Raw genomic sequence first — 23,129 nt, 5'->3', positions numbered from 1 at the left:
CCGTGTCCACGGTACCCGGCCATCCCGTCCGTCCGGAACTGTCCCGGGGCTTCCGGGTTCATGTACACGGCGGGTTTTCCGCGATGTTTGCCGTTCAGAGCGGGCCCGGGCCGACTTTCTGTGAAGTTCCTGTCAGTTGCTGTCGGCCGAGCCGAGGACCAGGGTGATCTGCTTCTCCGTGCCGCCCCGCAGGACGGTCAGCCGGAGCGTGTCGCCGGGGCGGTGCGCGCGGGTCTTCACGATGAGCTCCTCGCCGGAGTGCACGGGGCGGCCGTCGATCTCGGTGATGACGTCGCCCTCCTCGATGCCCGCCTTGGCGCCGGGGCCGCCCTCGGTGACCGCCGGGCCGCCGTCGCCGCTCTGCGTCCCGACCTTGGCGCCGTCGCCCGTGTAGTCCATGTCGAGCGTGACGCCGATGACGGGGTGGGTCGCCTTGCCCGTGTTGATCAGCTCCTCGGCGACGCGCTTGCCCTGGTTGATGGGGATGGCGAAACCGAGCCCGATCGAACCGGACTGACCGCTCTCCAGGCCGGAGCCGCTGTCGGCGGAGCGGATGGCGCTGTTGATCCCGATGACGCGGGCCTTGGAGTCGAGAAGGGGTCCGCCGGAGTTGCCGGGGTTGATCGGAGCGTCGGTCTGCAACGCGTCCACGTAACTGACGTCGCTGCCGTCGCTCTCCCCGCCCGCCGTGATGGGCCGCTCCTTGGCGCTGATGATGCCGGAGGTGACGGTGTTGGCGAGGTCGAAGGGGGCACCGATGGCGACGACCGGGTCGCCGACCTGGACGCTGTCCGAGTTGCCGAGCGGCATCGGGTCGAGGCCGCTGACGCCGGTCACCCGGACGACGGCGAGGTCGTACCCGCTGTCGCGCCCGACGACCTTGGCCTTGGCCGTGTCGCCGCTGCTGAACGTCACGGATATCTCGCCGCTGCCGACGGCCGGTTCGACCACGTGGTTGTTGGTGAGGATGTGCCCCTGCCCGTCGAGCACGAAGCCGGTGCCGGTGGCCTCCTCCTCGGACCCGCTCACATGCAGGGTGACGACACTGGGCAGCGCCTGGGCGGCGATCCCGGCCACACTGCCCGGAGCCCGCTCCGGCGCCTCCCTCCCGGCCTGCGGCAGTTCGATGTCACTCCCCCCGCCATTCCGCTCCAGATAGGCCCCTACGCCGCCTCCGACGCCTCCGGAGACGAGAGCGATCACCACGGCCCCGAGGACCAGCACCTTGTTGGCCCGCTTGCGCCGCTGGGCCTTGGTGGCCACGGCCGCGCCGTTCTGCTGGAGGGGGGCCGGGGCGGCCCACGGGTCGTACCTCTGCCAGGGGGAAGGGGTGGCGGGCGGCTGGTGGCCCGGGCTCTGTGTGAAGGCCGCGGGTGCGGGGGGTACGTGCGTGTCTTGAGTCGGGGTCGCCGCCGGGACGTGGGTGCCGTGCGCGGGCGTGGCCACGGGGTGCTGGACGGGCGGGGCCGGCGCCCAGGGGCCCGGTTCGCCGTAGGGCGGGGTGCTGTAGGGGTCGGGGTCGTGCAGAGGCCTGGGACGGTCGGCGGGGGGCTGATCTGCGGGGACGGCGTCGGAAGGAAGGGGTGTGGGAGTAGCGGCAGGAAGGCCGTCTGCGGGAGCCGCGGGAAGGCCGGCGGAAGGCGTGTCGGAGAGGTCGGCGGGAGGAACGGCGCGGATGCCGTCCGACTCGCTGTCGTGGTGGGCCGGAGCAGCGGGGCGGGCCAACTCGAAGTCGCCTTCGGCGTTGACGCGGGGCTCTGTCGAGTCAACGCCGGCCCCACCGAGAGCAGCGCCCTCCTGGCTGCTCGGAGCGGGCTTGTCCAACTCGAAGTCCCCGTCGACACCGGCCCCGGCCCCGGCGAAGTCACCGCCCCCGAGCGGCCGGTCCAACTCGAAATCGCCCTCGGCCGTCCGTACGTCCTCGGACGAGCCGGTCCCCCCGGCATCCCCCGGGGGGACCGGTGGCCGGGGTCGGCTCCACCACTTCGCCTTCGTGGGCTTCCCCTCGTTCATGCTCTCCCCACACCTGGCTCCCGGGCACAACTCACCGACGGTTGCCACAGATTGTCGACTCCGGGTCCGGGATCCCTCCCGCGGACGCGGCCCACCCCGGATTCAACCAGGTTCACGGGCCGCCGCGCAGAGGGCGGGTCAGCGGAGGGTGCCGGAGGAGGGGGAGGTGGGGGACGGGGAGGAAGAGGGGGACGAGAGGGGGCCGGGGGCGGCGAGCAGGCCCGGAGTCGTGACGTCCGGGGCTGTGGACCACGAGGTCAGCGCGATCGGCTCGACCTCGGTGAACGGACGTATGAGCGGGGACATCACGGCGGCACCGGCGACCATGGGGGCCGTCAGCGTGTGCATGACCTCCTGGGCACGGTCGGCCGGAGCGGGGACTCCGGGGAGCAGCGGTGCGGAAACCGCGGTGGGCGCCACCGCGCTCTGGCCGAGCGTCCGCTCGCCCTGCGCGAGCAGCGGCCCCACGGACCGGCGCCGCTGTGACTCGGGAGCCGTCGAGGCCCCCGTGCCCTGCGTACGCGTCGGCGTCACATTGCTTCCGGTACCGGATTCGCCCCGCGCGGCCGTGGTGTCACCGGTGGTCCCGGTCGACACCCCGCCGAGCGCGACGGCGGCCAGCGACACCGCTCCCGCGGCGGCGAAGGCGAAGCGCAGCCCGCGTGAGGCCGACCGCTCGGCCTCGTGACGGCTGACGTCATGGATACGGAAGCCGCGCCCCTGCGAGGGGGGCAGCACGTCGGCGTGGGGTTCGGAGGGGACGTAACCGAACGGCTCGCCCCTCACTCCGAAGACGCCGGTGCCGGCGGAGCCACCGGGGATTCTTCCGCCGAAGGCACCCCCGCCCAACGGCGAGCCCATGCCTCCGTCGGAGTCGCCGCCGCCGGGGAGCCCCTGGAGACGGGCCAGGAAACTCTCGGAGGGCGGCGGCGGGGCCATCTCCGCGAATACGTTCTTCAGTCGGCGCTGGGCGGCCGCCTCGGCCTTGCACTTCGCACAGGTGGCGATGTGGGCCAGGACGCGCTCGCGCGACTCATGACCGAGCTCTCCGTCCACAAGGGCGGACAGTCGGTCTCCCAGGTGCTGCTCAGCGGGTGTGGGACGTGATCCACTCACGCGGTCGCGCCCCCTCCTCCCAGCGCGGGCACACCGGTGACCGCGAAGCCGCGGCGCTCGGCACGGGCCTCGGGAGACCGGTGCGCGAGGGCCTTGCGCAGCTGCGAACGGCCACGGTGGATCCGGCTGCGGACCGTGCCGAGCTTGACGCCCAGGGTCGCGGCGATCTCCTCGTACGAAAGTCCCTCGATGTCGCAGAGGACGACCGCGGCGCGGAACTCGGGCGCGAGGGTGTCCAGCGCCTGCTGGACGTCCGCGTCGAAGTGCGCGTCGTTGAAGACCTGCTGCGGGGACGGCTCACGGCTGGGCAGACGCTCGGCCGCGTCGTCACCGAGGGCGTCGAAGCGGATGCGCTGCTTGCGGCGCACCATGTCCAGGAAGAGATTCGTGGTGATGCGGTGCAGCCAGCCCTCGAAGGTGCCGGGCGTGTAGGTCGACAGGGAGCGGAAGACACGGACGAAGACCTCTTGTGTCAGGTCCTCGGCGTCGTGCTGGTTGCCCGTCAGGCGGTAGGCGAGCCGGTAGACCCGGCCGCTGTGCGTGCTGACGATCTCCTCCCAGGTGGGCGGAGTCCACGCCTGCGACTCCGCGTCGGTGGAGAACGTCGCGGTCTGCCCGGAGTCGGCACTGTGGAAACGGTCAGCGGTGTTGGTCACGGATTTCGGCTCACCCGCCGACCTGAGAAAGCGCCGAAGCACTCCTCCCCGATCCACAGGCGCAGCCGCACCTCCCCTGTCGGCTCTGGTGGTGTCCAGTGGAGCCCCTACCATAGCCACCTCGCCCGTTAGCTCCGGATAAGCGGTTTTACGAGAATTTGATACACGCTCATATCGCTGCGTCAGCACTTGCTCGGTGTCCTGATCCATGTGCTTCCCCCCAGTGCGTTTCCCCACCCCTCTAAACGCCTGGTCCCATCTGCGGGTTCCCGGCACCAACGGATACAGTCACGGCCAGGCAACTACGGGGACAGGAGAGGGTCATCACCGGCAACCGGCAGCCAAGCTGGGCGGCGTTCGCCGACGCCTTTGTCGCCGAGGACGAAGCACTGCTCTGGGCCCGGGACCGGGCCCAGGAGGCAGGGCTGCGCTCGGTGTCGCCCGGCACCGGTGCCGCGCTGCGGTTGCTCGCCGCCACCGTGGACGCGAAAGCGGTGGCGGAGATCGGGACCGGGACCGGAGTCTCCGGAATCCATCTCCTCAACGGCATGCGGCCGGACGGGGTACTGACCACCGTGGATCCGGAGCCGGAGCGCCAGCAGTTCGCCCGCCAGGCCTTCCGCGCCGCCGGCTTCGCCAGCAACCGGGCCCGCTTCATCCCGGGCCGCGCCCTCGATGTCCTGCCCCGGCTCGCGGACTCCGGGTACGACCTCGTCTTCTGCGACGGCGACCGTCTGGAGTGCCTGGACTACTTCGCTGAATCGTTGCGCCTGCTTCGTCCGGGCGGGCTCGTCGTCTTCGAGGGCGTCTTCGCGGACGGCCGCACGGTGGACTCGGGACCGCAGCCGGCGGAGGTCGGGCGACTGCGGGAGCTGCTGCGCGCGGTGCGCGAGAGCCAGGATCTGGTGCCCTCGCTGCTGCCGGTGGGCGACGGTCTGCTGTGCGCGGTCAAGCGCTGATCCAGGGCACCCGCCGACGCCTCTGACCAGCCATTACGTCAGTTCCGGACCCCTCAAAAACAGCTGCCCCGGCACCGCGTACGATGCCAGGGCAGCTGTAGGGGTATGGTCGCGTTCCGCGTCAGCCGACGACCTTCTTGAGGGCGTCGCCGAGCGCGTCGGCCTCGTCAGGGGTCAGCTCGACGACGAGCCGACCGCCGCCTTCGAGCGGAACGCGCATGACGATGCCCCGCCCCTCCTTGGTCACCTCGAGCGGGCCATCGCCCGTCCGCGGCTTCATGGCCGCCATGCTCGTTCCCCTTCCTGAAACCAGCTCATCGTCGCCGACGGCCCCTTAGAAGGGCACGCCCGTCCCCTCATAGGACACGCGTCACCGGCATCGAACACATTGCTTCCAGGCCATTATCCCGCATCTCAGGACCCGATGACCAACATCAGTCGGCATCGCTTGCGCAACGCGCTTGAGCAAAACCACTCAATTCGGCGATGTGACTGCGATACTGCGCCGCCGCACGACCTTCCAAGGTCACGAATTCTTTGACGCAGGTCACATGTCCGAGCGGCTCCACTGTCAGTGATCTCCGTCATGCTGTCCTCGGAAGCAGGACGTACCGGCGGGTAGGCGGGTACGACGGAGCCGCGACACCGGAGGGGACCCACCATGGCCGACACCGTGCTCTACGAGGTGAGCGACGGACTCGCGACGATCACGCTGAACCGCCCCGAGGCGATGAACGCGATGAACATCGCGACCAAGGTCGCCTTCCGGGACGCGGCACAGGCCGCCGCGTCCGACGACTCCGTACGGGCCGTGCTGCTGACCGCCGCCGGTGACCGGGCGTTCTGCGTGGGCCAGGACCTGAAGGAGCACATCGGCGGGCTGCTCGCGGCGCGCGAGTCGGGCGGCGGCGAGGGTGTCATGAGCACCGTGCGGGAGCACTACAACCCGATCGTGCGGGCCCTGACCGGGGCGGCGAAGCCGGTGGTCGCCGCGGTGAACGGCGTCGCGGCGGGGGCCGGGTTCGGCTTCGCGCTCGCGGCGGATTACCGGATCGTGGCCGATACGGCTGCCTTCAACACGTCCTTCGCCGGGGTCGCGCTGACCGCCGACTCGGGGATCTCCTGGACGCTGCCTAGGGTCGTCGGCCCGAGCCGGGCCGCCGATCTGCTGCTCTTTCCGCGCAGCATCACGGCTCAGGAGGCGTACGAGTTGGGGATCGCGAACCGCGTCGTCCCCTCGTCGGAGCTGGCCGCCGAGGGCGTGAAGGTGGCTCGGGCGCTGGCCGAGGGGCCGACGCTGGCGTATGCCGCCCTCAAGGAGTCCCTCGCCTACGCGCTCTCCCACTCGCTGGACGAGTCCCTGGAGAAGGAGGACGAGCTTCAGTCCCGGGCGGGGGCCTCCGAGGACCACTTGATCGCTGTGCAGGCGTTCGTGAACAAGGAGAAGCCGAAGTACTTGGGGCGGTGACGGTTTGATCGGGAACTGCGGGCCGGGTGTGGCTGGTCGCGCAGTTCCCCGCGCCCCTGACGGGCGCTCCAGCTAAGGGGCGCTTCTCAGTGTGCAGTCGGCCAAGTGGTCGTTGACCAGGCCGCATGCCTGCATCAAGGCGTATGCCGTTGTCGGGCCCACGAAGCGGATGCCTCGTTTTTTCAGGGCCTTGGAGAGGGCGGTCGACTCGTCGGTGACGGCCGGGATGTCGGCCAGCCTCTTCGGGGCCGGGCGGGTGGCCGGGGCGAAGGACCAGATCAGCTCGTCCAGCTCGCCCGGTGCCCAGTCGGTCAGCACGCGCGCGTTGGCGACCGTCGCCTCGATCTTGGCGCGGTTGCGGATGATGCCCGGGTCGGCGAGCAGGCGCTCCTTGTCCGCGTCCGTGAAGGTCGCCACCTTGGCGATCTCGAAGCCGGCGAAGGCGGCCCGGAACCCCTCGCGGCGGCGCAGGATGGTGATCCAGGACAGGCCCGACTGGAAGGCCTCCAGGCACAGCCGCTCGTACAGCGCGTCGTCGCCGTGGACCGGGCGGCCCCATTCCTCGTCGTGGTACGCCACATAGTCCTCGGTCGACAGCGCCCAGGGGCATCGCAGCGCGCCGTCCGTGCCCGCGAGTGCGTCGGTCACTGGTGATCCTCCTCGGCGTGCTTGTGCAGCGAGGTGGAGGCGGCCGAGGCCGTCCTGGCGCCGTCGAGCGCGGCCTCCAGGTCGGCGATGCGGGCGTCCCGCTCGGCGATCTCGGCGCCGAGGCGGCCAAGCGCGTCATCGACGTCCGCCATCCGGTAGCCGCGTACGGCGAGCGGGAAGCGCAGCGTCTCGACGTCCTCCCGGTTCACCGGCCGGTCCAGCGGAAACGGGTCCACCAGCCGCTCCGGTCCAGCCTCGGGAAGGGGCGCGCTCTCGCCGCCGCCCACCACGGCCAGTGTCACCGCGGCGACCACAACGGCGAGCGCGACGACCAGGAACAAGAACATGAACATCGCTGAGGTCCCCACGCTCTGGTGCCGACGCGGGGCGCGTCGGCGTGGATGGCGCCGCAGCGGACAGTGCTGAAGCGCTTGGTGCTGAAGCTGAAGTGTCGGGTCCGATCGTGCCATGCGAGTCTGACAGTTAGGGTCGCAGGCGGCTCATCAGCGGGACTTACTGGGAGAGGTCACAGGGGATGCTCAGGCTCGGCAGGCATGAATTCGACCCGCATGAGCCGGTGATCATGGCCATTGTGAACCGGACCCCCGACTCCTTCTACGACCAGGGGTCCACGTTCCGCGACGAGCCCGCGCTCGCCCGCGTGGAACAGGCGGTGTCCGAGGGCGCTGCCATCATCGACATCGGCGGGGTCAAGGCGGGGCCGGGGGAAGAGGTGACCGCCGACGAGGAGGCGCGTCGTACGGTCGGTTTCGTCGCCGAGGTGCGGCGGCGTTTCCCTGACGTGATCATCAGCGTCGACACCTGGCGGCACGAGGTCGGCGAGGCGGTCTGCGAGGTGGGGGCGGATCTGCTCAACGACGCGTGGGGCGGGGTGGATCCGCGGCTGGCCGAGGTGGCCGCGCGGTACGGGGTGGGACTGGTGTGCACCCATGCCGGGGAGTCCGAGCCGCGGACGCGTCCCCATCGGGTCGCGTACGACGATGTCATGGCCGACATTCTCCGGGTGACGCTCGGTCTTGCCGAGCGGGCGGTGTCGCTGGGGGTGCCCCGGGAGTCCGTCATGATCGACCCCGGGCACGACTTCGGGAAGAACACGCGGCACAGTCTGGAGGCGACTCGGCGGCTCGGCGAGATGGTGTCCACCGGGTGGCCCGTTCTTGTCTCCCTCTCCAACAAGGACTTCGTGGGCGAGACGCTGGACAAGCCGGTGAAGGAGCGGGTGGTGGGGACGCTGGCGACGACTGCCGTTTCGGCTTGGCTGGGGACGCAGGTGTACCGGGTCCATGAGGTCGCGGAGACCCGGCAGGTGCTGGACATGGTGGCGTCGATCGCGGGCCACCGTCCGCCGACGGTGGCCCGGAGGGGACTGGCGTAGAGGCGGTTTTCGCCCCCTCCGCCCCTACCCGTCCCGTAGCTGGGGGCTGCGCCCCCAGACCCCCCTTCGCGCTGACGCGCTCGTCCTCAAACGCCGGACGGGCTGAAATCGCCTACCGCCCCGCCTCCTTCGACACCAACGACACCGCCTCGTCCACGTCGTCCGTCAGGTGGAACAGGAGCAAGTCCTTCTCGGACGCCTTGCCCTGGGCGATGAGGGTGTTCTTGAGCCAGTCGACCAGGCCGCCCCAGTACTCGGTGCCGAAGAGGACGATGGGGAAGCGGGTGACCTTCTGGGTCTGGACCAGGGTCAGGGCCTCGAAGAGTTCGTCCAGGGTGCCGAGTCCGCCGGGGAGGACCACGAAGCCCTGCGCGTACTTGACGAACATCATCTTGCGGACGAAGAAGTACCGGAAGTTGAGGCCGATGTCGACGTACTGGTTGAGGCCCTGCTCGAAGGGCAGCTCGATGCCGAGGCCGACTGAGATGCCCTTGGCCTCGCAGGCGCCCTTGTTGGCGGCTTCCATGGCTCCGGGGCCACCGCCGGTGATCACGGCGAACCCGGCCTCGACGAGACCGCGGCCGAGCGCCACACCCGCCTCGTACTCGGGCGAGTCCGCCTTCGTACGGGCGGACCCGAACACGCTGATCGCGGGCGGGAGTTCGGCCAGTGTGCCGAAGCCTTCGATGAATTCGGACTGGATGCGCAGGACCCGCCACGGGTCGGTGTGCACCCAGTCGGAGGGCCCGCCCGCGTCCAGGAGTCGCTGGTCGGTCGTGCTCGCCTGTACCTGATCCCGCCTGCGCAGCACCGGTCCCAGGCGCTGTTCCTCCGGTGGCCGCCTCTTGCCCTCGGGGTTGCCAGTAGCCATGTGCGCTCCCTCCGCTTGCGGTCGTTCCACCCCAGCGTAGATCTACGCGGGTTACGGAGGGGGGACGCGAGCATGTCCGCCGAGCACCAGCACGGCTCAGCCGCGTCTCAGCCGCGCCTCAGGACGTCAGCCAGGCTCGCAGCCGCTCCTCGGCCTCCGGGATCATGGAGGCCTTGACCCGCTCGTCCACCTTGTGGGCCAGGAGCGGGGTACCGGGGCCGTAGTTCACCGCGGGCACCCCGAGTGCGCTGAAGCGGGCGACGTCGGTCCAGCCGAACTTGGGGCGGGCCTCACCGCCGACGGCCGCCATGAAGGCCGCCGCTGCCGGGTGGGTCAGGCCGGGGCGGGCCCCTCCGGTGTGGTCGTCGACGACGAACTCGTCCACGCCGCAGTCCGCGAAGTAGTCGTGGACGAAGGCCTCCGCCTCGGCCTCGCTGCGGTCGGGCGCGTAACGGAAGTTGACGACCAGGGTGCAGGCGTCGGGGATGACGTTGGTGGCGACGCCGCCCTCGATCCGGACGGCGTTGAGGCCCTCGTGGAACTGGAGGCCGTCAACGACCGGCGTGCGCGGCTCGTACGCGGCGAGCCTGGCCAGGGCCGGGGCCGCCGCGTGGATCGCGTTGGAGCCCATCCACGCGCGCGCGGAGTGCGCCCGCTCGCCGGTGAACTTCAGGAACATCCTGAGCGTGCCCTGGCAGCCGCCCTCCACCTGACCGTCCGTCGGCTCCAGGAGGACGGCGAAGTCGCCCTCCAGCCACTCGGGATGGGCTTCGGACACATGCTTCAGGCCGTTCAAGTGTGCGGCGACCTCTTCGTTGTCGTAGAAGACGAAGGTGAGGTCGCGGTTGGGGGCGGGCACCGTGGCCGCGATGCGCAGCTGGACCGCCACCCCCGACTTCATGTCGCAGGTGCCGCAGCCCCAGAGCACGCCGTCCTCGTCGAGGCGGGAGGGGACGTTGTCCGCGATGGGGACCGTGTCGATGTGGCCGGCGAGGACGACCCGCTCGGCGCGGCCCAGGTTCGTCCGCGCGACGACGTTGTTGCCGTACCGGTCGACCCTCAGATGCGGAAGGGCGCGCAGCGCGGTCTCGACGGCGTCCGCGAGCGGCTTCTCGTTGCCGCTCTCCGAGGGGAAGTCGACGAGCCGCGCGGTCAGCTCGGCAGCGTCCAGCGTGAGGTCAAGGGGGGTGTCGGCCATGCCGTCGACCCTAGCGCTCCGGGTTCCACACGGTTGTCCACAGCCCCACCCGTCGCCGACAGCGGCCTCCAGTACCTTGTACGACGTGTCAGAGCCGTCCCCCACCCCCGCCCGGCGCGGCCGCCTCCTCCGTTTCGGAGGGGCCGTCGTGGTCCTGCTCGCGCTCGCGGGCTATCTCACGGTGCAGTACCTCACCGGGGGGCCCGGAGTGCCCCGCTGCACGGTCGTCTCGGGCAGCAGCGGCGGCGAGTCGTACGAGTTCACGCCGGAGCAGGCGGTGAACGCGGCGACGATCTCGGCGGTCGGCACCAACCGCGGCATGCCCGAGCGCGCCGTGACGATCGCCCTCGCGACGGCGCTCCAGGAGTCGGGGCTGCGCAACATCCAGCACGGCGACCGGGACTCGCTCGGCCTGTTCCAGCAGCGGCCCTCGCAGGGCTGGGGGACGACGGAGGAGATCCTGGATCCGACTTACGCGGCGGACATCTTCTACGAGCACCTCGCCAAGGTGCAGGGCTATGCGCAACTGCCGCTCACCGTTGCGGCGCAGCGCGTGCAGCGCAGCGCCTATCCGGACGCGTACGCGAAGCACGAGCCGGACGCCACGCTCCTTGCCGCCGCTCTGACCGGCCGCTCGGCGGCCACGCTGACCTGCCAGGGGCCCGCCGAGTCGACTCCGGCCGGTGGCACGGACTCGGTGCGGGCCGCGCTCGTGCGGGACTTCGGGCGTGACGTGCTGCAGGAGGCGGGCGCGGATGCGAGCGCCGCGGGCGCCTCCGCCTCGCCGACGGCCTCCGCCACGGCCTCCCCCTCGCCGACGACCGCGAACCGGACCGTGTCCGTACCCGTGTCCACGAACGCCGCCGCCGGGACCACCGCCCGGCAGCGTGGCTGGGAGCTGGCGCACTGGGCCGTGGCCAACTCCTCGGCGCTGCACATCGAGCGGGTCTCGTACGCGGGGCGGGAGTGGACGGCCGAAAGCATAGACAGCGAGTGGGGTACGTCCGACGCGAACGGGGGCTCGGCCGCCGAGGCGTCCACCGCCGAGGTCCGAATCGTCACTGGGCAGTAGTACGGGTCCTCACCCGTTGGGGGGACGCGGAGCGGGTGGTGGCGCCGCTGTGCGCAGGTTTTCGCGCGGTCACCCTCGTTTCCGCCGGATCCCTTGGAAACAAAGGGCCGTAAGGATTCGGCAGACTTTCCGACCGGGTGTTCTTTGGTCGTGTTTGTCCGCAGATGATTATGCGACGCATTACCAACTCTTTACGTTGGGCCACCGCAACCTTCGAGGGCTTCGAGCGGTAGTCACTGCGTCCGAGTCCGGAACGATCACCTTCGGTCGGTCGACGGTCGGCCGACAGCCAGTCGGTCAACTGCCGGGCCTGGATGGACATTTCACCGTTCTCTCCCGTCTAAGGAGCATCATGTCCCTCCCCCTGACCCGCCGGATCGCCCGTGCCGCGCTGCTCGTCGCAGCGGGAGCGGCAGCCGGGGTCGGTGCGGCCGGCTCCGCCAGCGCGGCCCCCGAACTGCCGGCCACCCCCAACCTCGGCGGACTGACCGCCCTGGACGGGGCGAGCGTCGGCAACACGGTCGACGGTGCGGCTCAGAACGTGACCGGGCTCGCGGGCAAGTCCGGCGGCGACGCGGTCAAGAAGGCGGTGCCGGCCGCGGGCAAGACCAGCGGGAAGGTCGCCAAGACGGCGACGCCGGCTGCGCAGCAGGTGGCCGGGGATACCGCGGGGCAGGCCGGGGGCCTGGTCGGTGAAACCGCCAAGTCGGCCGGCGGTGGTCTTCCGACGGACGCGGTCACCAAGGGTGGGCTGCCGACCGACGCGGTCACCAAGGGGGGCCTGCCTACGGGTCAGCTGCCCCTGAGTGGGCTGCCGCTCGGCTGACGCCTGGTCTGAGCGGCGAGGGGGTCCAGGGAACGCACATTCCCTGGACCCCCTCGTCTGTGCTCTGCGCCCTCTGACCGGAGCTGCACTGGGCTTTGCTTGCACGGCACCCGGCGCTGTCGGCTGTGCCCACCCGTCCCGCCCTGCGGGACGATTGCCCACAGCGGTAGCGGCGGCGGCAGCGGCAGCGCGTCGGGCGGGCCCGCCCAGCGGTAGCCGCCGAGGTCGGCGGTAGGCGGTAGCGGCTACCGCTGCAAGCGGGCTACCGCTGCTGTCACTCGTTCGTCCGTTGCCGTGAGTGCCACTCGTACGAAGTTCTCGCCCGCTGGGCCGTAGAAGTCGCCGGGGGCTACGAGGATGCCCAGGTCGGCGAGGTGGGCGACGGTGGTCCAGCAGGACTCGTCGCGGGTGGCCCAGAGGTAGAGGCTGGCCTCGCTGTGCTCGATGCGGAAGCCGTGCTGGAGCAGGGCGTCCCGCAGGGCCCTGCGGCGGGCCGCGTAGCGCTCGCGCTGTTCGCGGACGTGGGTGTCGTCGGAGAGGGCGGCGACCACGGCGGCCTGGGTCGGCGCGGAGGTCATCATGCCGCCGTGCTTGCGGATCTGGAGGAGGTCGCCGAGGACGGCGGGGTCGCCGGCGAGGAACGCGGCGCGGTAGCCGGCCAGGTTCGACCGCTTCGACAGCGAGTGGACCGAGACGATCCCCTCGTACGAGCCGCCGCACACGTCCGGGTGGAGTACCGACACCGGGTCGGCCTCCCAGCCGAGCTCGATGTAGCACTCGTCGGCGAAGACCAGGATGTCGTGCTCGCGTGCCCACGCGACGATCCGGGTCAGTTCCGACGCGGAGAGGACCTTGCCCGTCGGGTTCGACGGGGAGTTCAGCCAGAGGAGCTTGAGGTCCGTGGGGTCCAGGTCCGTCGGGTCGTCGTACGCCACGTGGTCCGCCCGGGCGAGGCGGGCGCCGACCTCGTACGTCGGGTAGGCCAGGCGCGGGAACGCCACCTTGTCCCCGGGGCCGAGGCCCAGTTGGGTCGGGAGCCAGGCGACCAGCTCCTTGGAGCCGACGATCGGGAGTACGTGGTGGTGGGTGATGTCGCGCGCGCCGAGCCGACGTTCCACCCAGCCCGTGAGCGCGTCACGCAGCTCGGGCGTGCCCCACACCGTGGGGTAGCCGGGCGAGTCCGCGGCCGCGACCAGAGCTTTCTGGATCAGCTCCGGCACCGGGTCGACCGGGGTGCCGACGGACAGGTCGACGATGCCGTCCGGGTGGGCGGCGGCCGTCGCCTTGTAGGGCTCGAGCTTGTCCCAGGGGAAGGTGGGAAGCCGGTCGGTGACTGCGGACACGGGATGGGGCTCACTTTCTCGCACGTACGGCGGCCTTCGACCCGTACGTATCGCTGGTACTCGCTGTACTCGCCACGCTCACCGGTACGGCAAACGCCTCGGTCCCGTACGGCGATCAAGGCGATCAGGCCGTACGGGACCGAGGCGGCGCGTATGCCGTGCCGCTTACTGGTTCTGCGGCGGGAGCGCTGCGACGAAGGGATGGTCGCGCTCGATCAGACCGAGCTTGCTGGCGCCGCCGGGCGAGCCGAGCTCGTCGAAGAACTCGACGTTCGCCTTGTAGTAGTCCTTCCACTCTTCGGGAGTGTCGTCCTCGTAGAAGATCGCCTCGACCGGGCACACCGGCTCACAGGCTCCACAGTCGACGCATTCGTCCGGGTGGATGTACAAGGACCGGGAGCCCTCGTAGATGCAGTCGACCGGGCACTCCTCGATGCACGCCTTGTCCTTGACGTCGACACAAGGCTGCGCGATGACGTAGGTCACGCTGTCGTTCCTCCTCGATAGGGCGCTGGCGGGCCTCCGTAGGCTCCGCCGCCTGGCGCGCGGGAGCGCGGCGTCGTCGATGCCCGCACCTAGTATCTCCGTTCTTGGTCCTGATCCGAACAGGAGGGGTGAACAGACCTGTGGAAATCTCTGCGTTTGGCCGTCTCGAGGTCCGCATCACCGCTGCTGACGTGGGCAAACGTGTCTCCGTTCGGCGCTTGTACGAGGATGCCGCCGACGGGGAGAAATTCACTGACACGGTGGGTGTTCTCACATCATGGGACGACGGTGTGTTGACGATCACACGGCGGACCGGCGAACGTGTCCGGATTTCGGAATCCTCGCTGGTCGCGGGCAAGGTCGTGCCGTCCGCTCCGGCTCGGCGGCGGGGCCCGGCGGCCTCGTACGAGGAGCTGGCGCGAGTCGCCGCGCGGGCCTGGCGGCCGGTGGAGAGCGAGCGGCTCGGTGACTGGGAGCTGCGGGCGGCCTCCGGGTTCACCCGGCGCGCCAACTCCGTGCTGCCGCTCGGTGATCCCGGACTGCCGCTGGACGAGGCGCTGACGTACGTACGGGGCTGGTACGCCGCCCGTGATCTGCCCGCGTACGTCCAGACCGCCACCGGGGCCGAGGGCACGCAGGAGCTGCTGTGCGCGGAGCTGGAGGCGCGCGGGTGGGCGCGTGAGGTGACGGCCGAGCTGTGGATCGGGGCACTCGCGCCGGTCGGTGACCGGGAGGCTCCCGGGGTCGTGCTGTCGCGGGAGGCGGATGCAGCGTGGCTGGGCCGGTACCAGCGCAAGGGGGTGAGCGAGGTGGCCCTGAAGGTGCTGGGGAGCGGGCCCTCGGTGTGGTTCGCAACCGTGCCCGGTGCCGGGGGTGAGGCTCCGGCCGCGATCGGGCGGTGCGTGGTGGACGGGCGGTGGGCCGGTTTCGCCGCCGTCGAGGTCGACCCGGCGTACCGCCGCCAGGGGCTCGCGACGACCGTGATGGCAGCGCTGGCCCGGCGGGCCCTGGACGAGGGCGCCTCGGCGGGCTGGCTCCAGGTGGAGGCGGACAACGCGGGGGCGCGGGCGCTGTACGGGCGGATGGGGTTCGGGGCGCATCACGCGTACCACCACTACCGGTGGGCGCGGACGCCACACGCGTCCGACAACGACGGGTCCCGTCAGACACCGGTGCCCAGCGACGACCTGTCCCGTCAGACACCAGCACCGGGCAGCACGCCGTCCCGGCAGACAGCAGAACCGAGCCACGCCCCGTCCCGACAAACACCGGCACCGAGCAGCACCTCGTCCCAGCCGACCCCAGCGCCGAGCAGCGAGCAATCCCGGCAAACGCCACAAGTACCCGGCAGCGACCGGTATCGATCGTCGTGAACGGGCACGAGGCTGCTATGCGTCCCCCTCATCCTCCGGAGCCGGAGCGGGCCGCCGAGGTGCGGCGGCGGTTCGGTGACGAGGCGCGGGCCGAGCGGCCCGATCTGGCGGTGCTGTGTCTGCTGGTGGGGGCGGCGGCGGACGGCGACCTCGACGAGGCCGGGATGGACGCGGCGCAGATCGAGCTCGACCGGCTGGCGGGGCTGTTGCCCTTCCGGCCCGGCGGGCCTCGGTCCTGGGCGGCCGCGATCGGTGAACTCCTCGGCGGGCGCTGCGAGTTCCGGGGCTCGCCCGGGGACTACCAGCGGCTCCGGTCCTCGTTGCTGCACGAGGTGCTGCGGCGGCGGCGCGGGCTGCCCATCCTGCTCTCCGTGGTGTGGATGGAGGTCGCGCGCAGAGCGGGCGCGCCCGTGTACGGGGTCGCGCTGCCCGGGCATTTCGTGGTCGGCTTCGGGCCCCCGGAGCAGCAGGTCCTCGCCGATCCCTTCGACGGGGGCCGTGTACTCACCGGCTCCGACGCCGAACTGCTCGTCGCGGGGGCGACGGGGGCGCCGCTCGACCCGGCGATGCTCTCGCCCGCCGATCCGCTCGACGTCGTCATGCGCATCCTGAACAACATCCGGGCGTGGGCTGCCGCCCGGCCCGAGCGGTCCGATGTCTCCCTGTGGGCCGTGGAGCTGGCGCTGCTGCTGCCTTCGCATCCTGCGCGGCTGCGGTACGAGCGCGCTCAGCTGCTCGTGCAGCGCGGCGACTTCCTCGGCGGGGCGATTGAGCTCGACGCTTATGCGGATGTGGTGGTCGCCGTTGATGAGGCGGCCGCGGAGCGTGTGCGGCGGCAGGCGCATGCCGCGCGGGCCATGCTCAACTGAGTTCGCCCGATCGCCATGGGGGCTTGTGCCGTCGTGCGACTGCTGACTCGTCGTGGCTGGTCGCGCAGTTCCCCGCGCCCCTTTGGGGCGCTCCCCCAACCCGGCGTTCACAGCCAGCCCTTCTCCCTCGCGATCCGTACCGCCTCCGCTCTGTTTCGTGCCGTCAGTTTTTGGATGGCTGTGGAGAGGTAGTTGCGGACGGTGCCCTGGGAGAGGTGGAGGGTTTTGGCCAGTTCGGCATTGGTGGAGCCGTCGGCCGCCGCGCGCAGCACCTCGCGTTCGCGGTCGGTCAGCGGGTTGGCGCCCTCGGCGAGGGCGGCGGCGGCCAGGGTGGGGTCGATGACCCGTTCGCCGGCGAGTACCTTCCGTACGGCTTCGGCGAGTTGGGCGGCCGGAGCGTCCTTGACGAGGAAGGCGTCGGCGCCGGACTCCATGGCGCTGCGGAGATAGCCGGGGCGGCCGAAGGTCGTGAGGATGACGAGCTTGAGGCCGGGGATCTCCCTGTGGAGTTCGGCTGCCGCCTCGATGCCCGTCCGGCCCGGCATCTCGATGTCGAGGAGCGCCACGTCCACGTCGTGCTCACGCGCGGCGGCCAACACCTCGTCCCCGCGGGCCACTTGGGCGACGACGTCGATGTCAGGCTCAAGGCCAAGGAGCGCGGCCAGCGCCTCGCGGACCATCGACTGGTCCTCGGCGAGCAGGACCTTGATCGTGCGGCTCATGCCCCGGATCCTACGGGTCCTGCGGGCCGGTCGGCCGCGTCGCCCACATCACTCACCGGTACCCGCGCGACCAGCCGGAATCCGTTCCGCGCCCGCCCCGCCTCCAAGGATCCGCCCGCCTTCTCCAGGCGTTCGGCCAGCCCGGCCAGACCGTTGCCGGGGCCACCGCCCGAGCCGCCGGACCCGTTGTCCTCCACGGACAGTTCGAGTACGGGCCCGTCCAGCGTCTGGCGGCGTACGAGCCCCACCACGCAGCGTCGGGCCCCGCTGTGCCGTACGACATTGGTGACGGCCTCGCGCAGCGCCCAAGCCAGCGCGGACTCGCTCTCCTCGGGGACCCCGGTGAGGTCCGGCTCGTCCGGCAGGTCCGCGATGACGTCCGCCGCCGTCAACGCGACGCGCGTGCCCGCGAGTTCACCGGCCAGCCGGGGCCGCCGGTAGCCGGTGACCGCCTCCCGTACGTCGACGAGGGCCTGGCGGCTGACGTTCTCGATGTCGGCGACCTGCTGGGCCGCCTTATCGGGGTGGTCGGGGAGCATGCGCCCGGCGAGCTCGCTCTTGAGCGTGATCAGTGACAGGGAATGTCCCAGGAGGTCGTGCAGGTCACGTGCCAGCCGCAGCCGCTCCTCGTTCGCGGCGAGCTGTGCGACGGTGGCGCGGGCCTCGCGCAGTGCGATGGTCGTCCGCACGAGTTCGCGTACGCCGGTCATGGCGAATCCGCCGAGGAACGCCGGGATGAGGAGCCCCGCCAGGTACGTCGTGCCGTCCGGGACGGCCAGGGCCACCGCCGTCAGCAGCACGGAGGCGGCCGGGATGGTCCAGCGCGCCAACCGCATCGGGAGCGCCGCGCCGGACGCGATCGAGACGTACACGAAGAGGACGAGCCATTCCCGGCCGAGAGTGAGGGACAGGATGGTGGACTGGGCGGCGAGGACCGCGAGAGAGCCGAGCACCAGGGCGTTGGTCTCGCCGCGGCCGGTGCGGAAGAGCAGGATCATGTACCAGCCGACGAAGGCGACCAGGCCGAGCCAGCCGAGGATCTGCACGCCGGTGCTGTGACCGCCGTGCAGCAGGTCGCTGACGGGCGCGCTCAGATAGACGAGCCAGATGCCGGTCCACAGGGACTTGACCAGCTTCTGCTTGCGGTTCTCCGGGCGCTGCCCGATGCCGACGCCGCTCACGCCTTCAGCGTGTCCTTCCGGTACAGCCAGGCCGCGCCTCCCGCGAACAGGACGAAGGAGACGGCGAGGATGGCTAGGTCCTGCGCGTGCGGGACGTCGCCCAGTTCGATCGACTGCCCCAGGGCAGCGTACGCGTGCGTGGGCAGCCACTTCGCGATGCTCTGCAGCCAGTCGGGGAAGGTGGTGCTCGGCAGCCACAGACCGCCGAGCATCGACAGGCCGAAGTAGACGATCATCGTGATCGGGCGGACCGCGTCCCCGCTGGCGAGGTAGCCGATGGCGACGCCGAGCGCGGCGAAGACCAGGCTGCCGGCCCAGATCGCCAGGGTGAGGACGGCCCACTGCCAGGCGTCGAGGCGTACGTCCTTCACGGCCGCCGCGACGATGAAGACGATCACGATCGAGGGCAGGCTGATGACGGCCGCGCTCGCCGTCTTCGCGAGCACATAGCCGCGGCCCGGCAGCGGGGTGAGCCGCAACTGCCGTACCCAGCCGCTCTCCCGCTCCTTCGCGATGCGCTCGCTGTTGCCCATCAGGACGGCGGTCAGGGCGCCGAAGGAGGCCATGGAGACCATGTAGAAGGTCGGCAGGGTGAGCCCGGTGCCGTCCACCATGGTCGTGCTGTCGGCGCTGCCCGCGATCAGCAGGAACAGGGCCGAGGGGTAGATCACGGAGAAGAACAGGAACTTGCGGTTGCGCAGGGCGCGGGTGATCTCCAGCTTGATCAGGCTGTTCACTTCTGCTTCGCCTCCTCTGCGGCCGTGATGGCGACGAAGGCCTGCTCGAGACCGAGTCCGGCGACTTCGAGGTTGCGGGGGTAGACGCCGAGCCCGTACAGCGCGTGGACGGTCGCGTCGGCGTCGGTGGACTGGATGCGGACCGTGTGGCCCGATACGTCGGCCGAGGTCAGGAAGGGAAGGGCGCGCAGGGCGGACTCGTCGATCGGACCCTCCAGGTCGAAGGCGATCCGTCGTGCGCCCGCCTTCGCCTTGATCTCGGCGGCGGTGCCGTCGGCCAGCAGGCGTCCCCGGTGCAGGACCAGTACCCGGTCGGCTATGGCGTCGGCCTCTTCGAGGTAGTGCGTGGCGAACAGGACCGTACGCCCCTGGTCGGCCTGCTCTCGCATGGTGGACCAGAAGGCCTGGCGGGCGGAGACGTCCATGCCGGTGGTGGGCTCGTCGAGCACGATCAGGTCGCTGTCACCGGCGGTGGCGAGGGCGAAGCGCACGCGCTGTGCCTGGCCGCCGGAGAGCTTGTTGACCTTGCGGTCGGCGATCGGGGAGATGCCCGCGCGGGCCAGCACGTCGGTCACGCGGAAGGGCTTCGGGTGCAGATCGCACGCGAGCCTCACCAGTTCGCCGACGGTGACCTCGTCCATCAGCCCGCCGCTCTGCAGCATGGCCCCGACCCGGCCGTCGACGATGGCTTCGCGCGGGCCGGCCCCGAACACCCGGACCACGCCGCTGTCGGGGCGCTTGAGTCCGAGGAGCAGGTCCAGCGTGGTCGACTTGCCCGCGCCGTTGGGGCCGAGGAGGGCGACGGTCTCGCCCGGGTGCAGCTCCAGCGTCAGCCCGTCCACGGCCCGGACGCCGCCGTAGCTCTTGGTCACCGATTCGAACGCGACCGCCGAGGTGGTGGTCGCCCCTGGGATCGCCGCTGTCGTTGTCATGCGATCCATCGTGGCGACGCGGGCCCCGTCCTCGGCAGTGCCCCGTGTCGTCATTCGCGGATGACAGATGTCATACCCGTACCCGCCGTACGCCCCTCACTGATCGCCGCTCACCGCTTGGCGCGCAGCACCTCCAGCGCGTCCGCGACCGAGTGCAGGAAGGCCGCGCAGGCCGCGCCGCTGCACGGCAGTTCGGGATTCCAGGGCCCCGCGGTGGCGGTCGCGGTCAGGGCGCGCCGGCCGGGGACGGAGTCCAACTCCCGTGCCGGGAAGGCGTTTCCACGGCTGTCGGCGAGGACCAGGTCCGGCGCGAGCGCGGCGGCGTGCTCCCAGTCGGTGGTGGACCAGTTCACGCCTCCCGCCCCGGGGTCGGTCAACTCGACGCCCAGGTCGGCGAGATGACGCAGCTCCGGCCACGCCCGAGGCCGCGCGAGGTGCACCTGCTCGACGCCGGCGGCCGACAGCGCGAGCACCTTCAGCGGGCTCACCGCGGACCGTACGGCCTCCTCGGCGGCCGCCAACTCGCCCTGCTGCCCCGCCGCGCGTCTCCGGCATGATCCGCCGGACAGGCCCTAGGTCCCACAGCCCCGCGCCGGCCCGCACATAGGCGGCGATCCGCTCGGGCGGTCCGGCCGTCCGTACCGTGGCCCCGCGATCCCATCGGGTGTCGGCGTACGACAAGAGGGCGCCCGGCCATGGGGGTCATGGCCAGGCGCCCTCTTGGAAGTGGGTCGGCTAACTCGGGTTCGTGTCGATGACCGCGACCCGGTCGGTCTTGCTCAGCAGCGCCTGGCGCAGGGCGAGGTAGACGTCCTGCGGTGTCACGGCCGTCTTCTCGCCGTTGGCCCGGGTGATGAGGACACCGTCGAAGGTCTGGCCGTAGAGCTCCTTCAGAGCGGTCAGGTCGGGCTTGTCGACGAGCTTGCCGTCGACGGCCGTCACCTTGAGGAACTTCCACAGCGAGTTCTGCGGACTCATCTCGATCGAGTGCGCCGCGTCCGTCTGCACGGTCACGTTGGCCGACATCGCCGGCTCCGCGAACGCCTTCATCTCGCGGTCGACCTCGGCGTTCGTGACGGTCGGCTGCTGGGTGGCCGTGGCCACCTTCACCGCCGTGCCCGTGCCGGTCTCCACCTGAGCGCGGTACGCGTCCTGCACGGCCTGCGTGGAGGACGCGACGTCGATGCCCTTGCCCGCCTTGCCGTACACGGCGACGGCCTTGCCGGACTGGAACTTGATCGTGCCGTCGCTCGCCGAACCGGAGCCGCCCGCGGCGCTCTCCAGAGCAACCTTGAGCTTCTCCTCGTCGACGGGCATCTCGGGCTCGACCACACGCTCCTGGCCGAACAGCGAGCCGATCACCGAGACGGGGTTGTAGTCGCTGCCCGCGGCGGCGCGGACCGTGGCCTGGGTGTCGAGCTGGAGCCCGGCCTGGTCCGGCTTGAGCGAGACCGTGTCGCCGTCGACCGACAGCTTGAGGGCCTTGTTCGTACGGTCCCCGAAGGCGTCGTCGAGCTTCTTGACCGCGTCGTCGCGGGTGCCGCCGCCGATGTCGACGCCGAGCACGGTGGTGCCCTTGGGCACGTCCGAGTGGTTCATGAGCAGCCCGGCGCCGTAGGCACCGCCGCCGATGACGAACACGCCGACGCCCAGGAGGACCAGCTTGCTGCGGCCCTTCTTCTTGGCCCGCTTGGCCGCGGGCGCGGGTTCCTGGACCGGCTCGGGCAGCTTCGGCGGGGTGTGCGGCAGCGGACCGTCGGGGTGTGCGCCCGGTCCGAACGGGGAGTTCTGGGTGCCAGGTACGACGGGGATGCCGCTGGTCAGGGTGTGTCCGGAGACGTTGTCCCCGGCGCCGCCGTAGCCACCGGCGCCCGGGTCGGGGGCCGGCTTCTGCGGCGTGAGGATCGCGGTGTCGTCACTGAGACCACCGGAGAAGTTGCTGCCCGTGCTGCCGGGGCCGCCCTGGTAGGCCGGCGCTCCGGGACCTCCCGGGCCTCCGGGACCCGCGGGTCCTCCAGGACCACCGGGGCCACCGGGGCCACCACCGGGATACCCCGGGCCCATGCCGGGCCCGCCCGGCGCCCCGCCAGGCCCGCCCGGACGCATTCCAGGTCCACCCTGGCCCGCTCCAGGCCCGCCCGGGCCCATTCCGGGACCGCCAGGTCCCCGCCCCGGCCCGCCCGGCCCGCCCGGCCCCGCGGCCAGACTGCCGGGAGCCACGCCCGGCCCCATCGGCGGAGCCAGTGGACCGTCTCCGGTGACCGGACCACCGGTCGGCCCCGAGGGACCGGCGCCGGTGCCGGGACCGCGTCGGCCTCCGTCCGGGAAGTCCGCGAAGTACGGAATCTCGTCGCGCCGGGGTTCGCCGTTCCCGTTGCCGGATCCGACCGACGGGAAGGATCCCGTGCTGCTCAGCGCTCCGGAAACGTCGAAGGAGCCGGTGCCGCCGCCGTGGCCGGGCGCGACAGGTCCGGCGCCGGTGGCACCGGGCAGCCCGGCACCGTTCGTACCGCCGGGACGGGGAGCGTTCGCCCCGCCGGGCCGGGCGCCACCGGGACCGCCCTGGGGACCGGCTCCGTTCCCGCCGCCGTTCCCGCCACCGGGACGCGCACCGCCGGGAGCCCCATGGCGGCCGCCTCCGGCGCCCGGGCCACCCGAACCCTGCGGTCCCGCCGAACCCTGCGGTCCCGCCGAACCCTGCGGCCCCGCCGGACCGGAACCCGCGGGCCCCGAACCGGCAGGCAGGCCCGCCCCGTTGGTGGATCCGCCCCCCGGCCCGCCCTTGGGCGCACCGGACTTGCGCGGCGCGAACCAGTCGCTCGTCTTCTCCTCGGCGGCGGCAGCCGCGGGGGCCGGAGCGGCACCCGCCGGAGCCTCCATGACCGCGGGCGCGCCGGTGGGCGAACTCACGGCACGCGGCGCCTCCGCGCCACCGCCCGCTCCGCCGCCGGTGCTGTCGGCACCCCCGGCGGACGCGTCGGCGTCCGCGACCGGTGTGCGCACCACGACGGGCGGGATGGGCCGCGATCCGGGGATGTTGATCCGGATCCGCGTCGTCAGCGTGGTCTCTGTCTTGCGCTCCTCCGGAGGGGCGCCGGCGGCGGAACGGCCCGCGTCGGCACCACTTTCGGTGACCTGGGGGGTCCCGTACGGCGGCGTCCCCGACGGGTACGCGGCTCCACCGCGCCCGTTGGGCCCGGAGGACGAACTGTCAGTTTCACGACTCAAGGCAAGTTCTCCCGGTTGGCTCCGCCGCCCGTTTA

General features: G+C 71.5%; 22 protein-coding genes and 1 pseudogene. 7 read left to right on the top strand and 16 right to left on the bottom strand.

Annotated elements, in window-relative coordinates:
* Positions 1–132: 132 nt before the first annotated feature.
* The 3 genes from OG219_RS31610 to sigE all read right to left on the bottom strand — a co-directional run bounded on the left by OG219_RS31610 (position 133) and on the right by sigE (position 3,827).
* Entirely contained in the window at positions 133–2,013 is a 1,881-nt protein-coding gene (locus tag OG219_RS31610) for a trypsin-like peptidase domain-containing protein (protein WP_266832225.1), read from the bottom strand.
* Between the two features lie 138 nt (positions 2,014–2,151).
* Complete coding sequence (locus tag OG219_RS31605; RefSeq protein ID WP_266832223.1) at positions 2,152–3,129, bottom strand: zf-HC2 domain-containing protein; 978 nt, start codon at positions 3,127–3,129, stop codon at positions 2,152–2,154.
* Positions 3,126–3,827, bottom strand: coding sequence for an RNA polymerase sigma factor SigE (sigE, locus tag OG219_RS31600; protein ID WP_266832221.1), 702 nt, complete (start codon positions 3,825–3,827; stop codon positions 3,126–3,128). Before sigE ends, OG219_RS31605 begins: the two co-directional genes overlap by 4 nt.
* 215 nt (positions 3,828–4,042) lie before the next feature.
* Here sigE and OG219_RS31595 point away from each other — a divergent pair, with 215 nt between their 5' ends.
* A complete protein-coding gene (locus OG219_RS31595; RefSeq protein WP_323183362.1) occupies positions 4,043–4,744 on the top strand; it encodes an O-methyltransferase in 702 nt (233 codons plus the stop codon).
* 121 nt (positions 4,745–4,865) lie between these two features.
* On the opposite strand, the gene OG219_RS31590 is transcribed toward OG219_RS31595, so the two are convergent.
* Positions 4,866–5,033, bottom strand: a complete 168-nt coding sequence (locus tag OG219_RS31590) for a DUF3117 domain-containing protein (RefSeq protein ID WP_003966491.1) — start codon at positions 5,031–5,033, stop codon at positions 4,866–4,868.
* A 372-nt stretch (positions 5,034–5,405) separates the two neighbouring features.
* Between OG219_RS31590 and OG219_RS31585 the strand changes: the two genes are divergently transcribed.
* Positions 5,406–6,212: an enoyl-CoA hydratase/isomerase family protein gene (locus tag OG219_RS31585; RefSeq protein WP_266832217.1), complete on the top strand. Its 807-nt coding sequence runs from the start codon at positions 5,406–5,408 to the stop codon at positions 6,210–6,212.
* A gap of 72 nt (positions 6,213–6,284) precedes the next feature.
* Here the strand turns inward: OG219_RS31585 and OG219_RS31580 are convergent, their stop codons facing one another.
* A complete protein-coding gene (locus OG219_RS31580) occupies positions 6,285–6,860 on the bottom strand; it encodes a DNA-3-methyladenine glycosylase I (RefSeq protein ID WP_323183310.1) in 576 nt (191 codons plus the stop codon).
* Positions 6,857–7,213: a DivIVA domain-containing protein gene (locus OG219_RS31575; RefSeq protein WP_266832215.1), complete on the bottom strand. Its 357-nt coding sequence runs from the start codon at positions 7,211–7,213 to the stop codon at positions 6,857–6,859. The genes OG219_RS31580 and OG219_RS31575 overlap by 4 nt, the downstream gene beginning before the upstream one ends.
* Before the next feature lie 182 nt (positions 7,214–7,395).
* Here OG219_RS31575 and folP point away from each other — a divergent pair, with 182 nt between their 5' ends.
* Positions 7,396–8,256, top strand: a complete 861-nt coding sequence (folP, locus tag OG219_RS31570; protein WP_266832213.1) for a dihydropteroate synthase — start codon at positions 7,396–7,398, stop codon at positions 8,254–8,256.
* Positions 8,257–8,368: 112 nt separating this feature from the next.
* Here the strand turns inward: folP and OG219_RS31565 are convergent, their stop codons facing one another.
* Both OG219_RS31565 and dapE read right to left on the bottom strand, forming a co-directional pair.
* Positions 8,369–9,127 carry a TIGR00730 family Rossman fold protein gene (locus OG219_RS31565; protein WP_266454751.1) on the bottom strand — a complete coding sequence of 253 codons (759 nt, stop codon included), beginning with the start codon at positions 9,125–9,127 and terminating at the stop codon, positions 8,369–8,371.
* A 118-nt stretch (positions 9,128–9,245) separates the two neighbouring features.
* Positions 9,246–10,325 (bottom strand): succinyl-diaminopimelate desuccinylase, encoded by a 1,080-nt coding sequence (gene dapE / locus OG219_RS31560; protein WP_266832211.1) that lies wholly within the window; start codon positions 10,323–10,325, stop codon positions 9,246–9,248.
* Positions 10,326–10,410: 85 nt separating this feature from the next.
* On the opposite strand from dapE, the gene OG219_RS31555 reads away from it, so the two are divergent.
* Together OG219_RS31555 and OG219_RS31550 are read left to right on the top strand one after the other, a co-directional pair.
* Positions 10,411–11,397, top strand: a complete 987-nt coding sequence (locus OG219_RS31555; protein ID WP_266832209.1) for a heavy metal transporter — start codon at positions 10,411–10,413, stop codon at positions 11,395–11,397.
* 352 nt (positions 11,398–11,749) lie between these two features.
* Positions 11,750–12,223, top strand: a complete 474-nt coding sequence (locus OG219_RS31550; RefSeq protein WP_266832207.1) for an ATP-binding protein — start codon at positions 11,750–11,752, stop codon at positions 12,221–12,223.
* Between the two features lie 245 nt (positions 12,224–12,468).
* On the opposite strand, the gene OG219_RS31545 is transcribed toward OG219_RS31550, so the two are convergent.
* Both OG219_RS31545 and fdxA read right to left on the bottom strand, forming a co-directional pair.
* Positions 12,469–13,566 (bottom strand): bifunctional succinyldiaminopimelate transaminase/glutamate-prephenate aminotransferase, encoded by a 1,098-nt coding sequence (locus tag OG219_RS31545; protein WP_266832205.1) that lies wholly within the window; start codon positions 13,564–13,566, stop codon positions 12,469–12,471.
* 165 nt (positions 13,567–13,731) lie between these two features.
* Complete coding sequence (gene fdxA / locus OG219_RS31540; RefSeq protein WP_019058397.1) at positions 13,732–14,052, bottom strand: ferredoxin; 321 nt, start codon at positions 14,050–14,052, stop codon at positions 13,732–13,734.
* 140 nt (positions 14,053–14,192) lie between these two features.
* Between fdxA and OG219_RS31535 the strand changes: the two are divergent.
* Together OG219_RS31535 and OG219_RS31530 are read left to right on the top strand one after the other, a co-directional pair.
* Positions 14,193–15,173, top strand: a pseudogene (locus OG219_RS31535) (GNAT family N-acetyltransferase); the annotation flags it as partial.
* 269 nt (positions 15,174–15,442) lie between these two features.
* The gene (locus tag OG219_RS31530; RefSeq protein WP_266832203.1) at positions 15,443–16,294 is read left to right on the top strand and encodes a transglutaminase-like domain-containing protein; all 852 of its coding nucleotides are present in this window, start codon (positions 15,443–15,445) and stop codon (positions 16,292–16,294) included.
* 107 nt (positions 16,295–16,401) lie between these two features.
* Here the strand turns inward: OG219_RS31530 and OG219_RS31525 are convergent, their stop codons facing one another.
* The 6 genes from OG219_RS31525 to OG219_RS31500 form a co-directional block, all read right to left on the bottom strand.
* Complete coding sequence (locus tag OG219_RS31525) at positions 16,402–17,016, bottom strand: response regulator transcription factor (protein WP_266832201.1); 615 nt, start codon at positions 17,014–17,016, stop codon at positions 16,402–16,404.
* The gene (locus OG219_RS31520; RefSeq protein WP_266832199.1) at positions 17,013–18,197 is read right to left on the bottom strand and encodes a sensor histidine kinase; all 1,185 of its coding nucleotides are present in this window, start codon (positions 18,195–18,197) and stop codon (positions 17,013–17,015) included. Before OG219_RS31520 ends, OG219_RS31525 begins: the two co-directional genes overlap by 4 nt.
* The gene (locus OG219_RS31515) at positions 18,194–18,934 is read right to left on the bottom strand and encodes an ABC transporter permease (RefSeq protein ID WP_266832197.1); all 741 of its coding nucleotides are present in this window, start codon (positions 18,932–18,934) and stop codon (positions 18,194–18,196) included. The genes OG219_RS31520 and OG219_RS31515 overlap by 4 nt, the downstream gene beginning before the upstream one ends.
* Positions 18,931–19,866 carry an ABC transporter ATP-binding protein gene (locus OG219_RS31510; protein WP_266832195.1) on the bottom strand — a complete coding sequence of 312 codons (936 nt, stop codon included), beginning with the start codon at positions 19,864–19,866 and terminating at the stop codon, positions 18,931–18,933. Before OG219_RS31510 ends, OG219_RS31515 begins: the two co-directional genes overlap by 4 nt.
* A 110-nt stretch (positions 19,867–19,976) precedes the next feature.
* Positions 19,977–20,387 carry a hypothetical protein gene (locus OG219_RS31505; protein ID WP_266832193.1) on the bottom strand — a complete coding sequence of 137 codons (411 nt, stop codon included), beginning with the start codon at positions 20,385–20,387 and terminating at the stop codon, positions 19,977–19,979.
* Between the two features lie 214 nt (positions 20,388–20,601).
* Complete coding sequence (locus OG219_RS31500) at positions 20,602–23,094, bottom strand: hypothetical protein (RefSeq protein WP_266832191.1); 2,493 nt, start codon at positions 23,092–23,094, stop codon at positions 20,602–20,604.
* Positions 23,095–23,129 lie beyond the last annotated feature (35 nt).

This window comes from Streptomyces sp. NBC_00038 (assembly GCF_026343635.1).
In the GTDB taxonomy this organism is placed as follows: domain Bacteria; phylum Actinomycetota; class Actinomycetes; order Streptomycetales; family Streptomycetaceae; genus Streptomyces.
Note: the sequence above shows the minus strand (reverse complement) of the source record. Positions and strands in the feature narration are given on the sequence as shown.

Excerpts from the sequence above, each read along its gene's own strand:
- OG219_RS31575 (WP_266832215.1), bottom strand. The coding sequence starts at position 7,213 with ATGTTCATGTTCTTGTTCCTGGTCGTCGCGCTCGCCGTTGTGGTCGCC.
- dapE (WP_266832211.1), bottom strand. The coding sequence starts at position 10,325 with ATGGCCGACACCCCCCTTGACCTCACGCTGGACGCTGCCGAGCTGACC.
- OG219_RS31530 (WP_266832203.1), top strand. The coding sequence starts at position 15,443 with ATGCGTCCCCCTCATCCTCCGGAGCCGGAGCGGGCCGCCGAGGTGCGG.
- OG219_RS31525 (WP_266832201.1), bottom strand. The coding sequence starts at position 17,016 with ATGAGCCGCACGATCAAGGTCCTGCTCGCCGAGGACCAGTCGATGGTC.
- OG219_RS31610 (WP_266832225.1), bottom strand. The coding sequence starts at position 2,013 with ATGAACGAGGGGAAGCCCACGAAGGCGAAGTGGTGGAGCCGACCCCGG.
- OG219_RS31510 (WP_266832195.1), bottom strand. The coding sequence starts at position 19,866 with ATGACAACGACAGCGGCGATCCCAGGGGCGACCACCACCTCGGCGGTC.
- OG219_RS31590 (WP_003966491.1), bottom strand. The coding sequence starts at position 5,033 with ATGGCGGCCATGAAGCCGCGGACGGGCGATGGCCCGCTCGAGGTGACC.
- OG219_RS31565 (WP_266454751.1), bottom strand. The coding sequence starts at position 9,127 with ATGGCTACTGGCAACCCCGAGGGCAAGAGGCGGCCACCGGAGGAACAG.
- OG219_RS31550 (WP_266832207.1), top strand. The coding sequence starts at position 11,750 with ATGTCCCTCCCCCTGACCCGCCGGATCGCCCGTGCCGCGCTGCTCGTC.
- folP (WP_266832213.1), top strand. The coding sequence starts at position 7,396 with ATGCTCAGGCTCGGCAGGCATGAATTCGACCCGCATGAGCCGGTGATC.
- OG219_RS31585 (WP_266832217.1), top strand. The coding sequence starts at position 5,406 with ATGGCCGACACCGTGCTCTACGAGGTGAGCGACGGACTCGCGACGATC.